Here is a 1734-nt window from a genome sequence, read left to right as displayed (position 1 = left end):
GGCCCGGCGAGGTCGGCGGACCGCCCATGCCCCAGCCGGGCCAGGACGACGGCACCGGGACGCCCACCCTCCCGGCCGGCATCGGCCCCGGCAGCGCCGTCGTGCGGTACGCCGACGGCGGGCTCGTGTGGGCCGACCACATCACCACCTCGCTCGAACGCGTCGGCCTCGACGACCAGCAGGTCGCCGAGCTCACCGCCGTCCCCGCCGACGGGCTGCCGCACGACGTGCGGCTCACCGGCCTCGGCTCGTTCCGCGCCGTGCACCGCACCACCACCGACGGCCAGGCGTCCGTCGTCGCGACCAGCACCGCGACCGTCGACACCACCGTGCGACGGTACATCCTCGTGGAGGCCGCGCTCGGCGCCGTCGCGCTGCTCGCCGCCGTCGGCGTCGGCGCCTGGCTGGTGCGGCGCTCCCTGCGCCCCCTTGACGACGTGACGGCCGCCGCCAGCCGCGTCTCCGAGCTCGAGCTGTCCCGCGGAGCGATCGCCGCCATCCCGCGCGTCCGCGCCGACCTCACCGACGAGCGCACCGAGGTGGGCCAGGTCGGCGCGGCGCTCAACCGCATGCTGGAGAACGTCGAGGTCTCGCTCAAGGCCCGGCACGACTCCGAGACCCAGGTGCGCAGCTTCGTCGCCGACGCCAGCCACGAGCTGCGCACACCGCTGGCATCGATCCGCGGCTACGCCGAGCTCGTGCACCGCGCACCCGAGGACCTCGGGCCTACCGCCGAACGGTCGCTCGACCGCATCGAGTCCGAGGCCGTCCGCATGACGGGCCTGGTCGAGGACCTGCTGCTCCTGGCCCGGCTCGACGCCGGACGCCAGCTCGACCGCTCCCCCGTCGACCTGGCGGCGCTCGCCGTCGACGGCGTCATGGACGCCCACGCGGCCAGCCCGGACCGCACCTGGACGCTCGACCTGCCGGAGCATGCCGACGACCTCGTCGTCACCGGCGACGAGGCCGGCCTGCGCCAGGTCATGGCCAACCTCATGGCCAACGCCCGCACCCACACCCCGCCCGGCACGCACGTGCACGTGCGGCTCCGGCGCGACGGCGACGCCGTGGTCCTCGACGTCACCGACGACGGCCCAGGCATCCCCGCCGCGCTGCGGCCCGCGCTGTTCCACCGGTTCACGCGCGGCGACGTGGCCCGCAACCGCACCGGCGGCTCGACCGGCCTGGGGCTCGCGATCGCGGAGGCCATCGTGACCGAGCACCACGGCACCGTCGCCGTGCGATCGGCCACGGCGGACGAGGACGGTTCGCCGGGCACCACGTTCACGGTCCGGCTGCCGCACACGGCGTGAACGCCCCGCCGGTGCTAAGAAGGAACGGTCCGGTGGTCAGCGAACGCCCCGTGAGGAGTCCCGATGACGGAAAAAGCGAGCAAGCCGGTCGTGGTGGGGGTGGACGGTTCGGCGTCGAGCACGCAGGCCGTCCGGTGGGCGGCGCAGGAGGCAGTGCGCCGCGACGTGCCGCTGGTGCTGCTGAGCGTGTGGACGCCGATCCCCGCGGCCGTGCCCCACGCGCCGGCACTGTCTCCCTACGAGAACGAGCTGATCAAGGAGGGCCACCTCTGGCTGGAGGCCGCCGTGGCGACGGCGGAGGAGGCCGCGCCCGGCGTGCGCACCACGATGCTGCAGGCGACCGGCTCCCCGGCCGCGCGGCTGATCGGGCAGTCGGCGGCGGCGGACCTGATGGTGGTCGGCTCGCGCGGGCTCGGCGGGG

Annotated in this window: 2 protein-coding genes; both read left to right on the top strand. The window is 75.5% G+C overall.

Annotated elements, in window-relative coordinates; translation table 11 throughout:
• Positions 1-1313 (top strand): sensor histidine kinase (locus tag PROKR_RS06165; RefSeq protein ID WP_157601920.1); only part of this gene is annotated, 1313 nt, incomplete at its 5' end.
• A gap of 63 nt (positions 1314-1376) precedes the next feature.
• Positions 1377-1734, top strand: a 358-nt coding sequence (locus PROKR_RS06160; protein ID WP_036960765.1) for a universal stress protein, incomplete at its 3' end; no start/stop codon positions are given.

This window comes from Promicromonospora kroppenstedtii DSM 19349, assembly GCF_000515355.1.
GTDB classification, from domain to species: Bacteria; Actinomycetota; Actinomycetes; order Actinomycetales; family Cellulomonadaceae; genus Promicromonospora; species Promicromonospora kroppenstedtii.
This window is presented reverse-complemented; position numbering and strand designations above follow the sequence as displayed.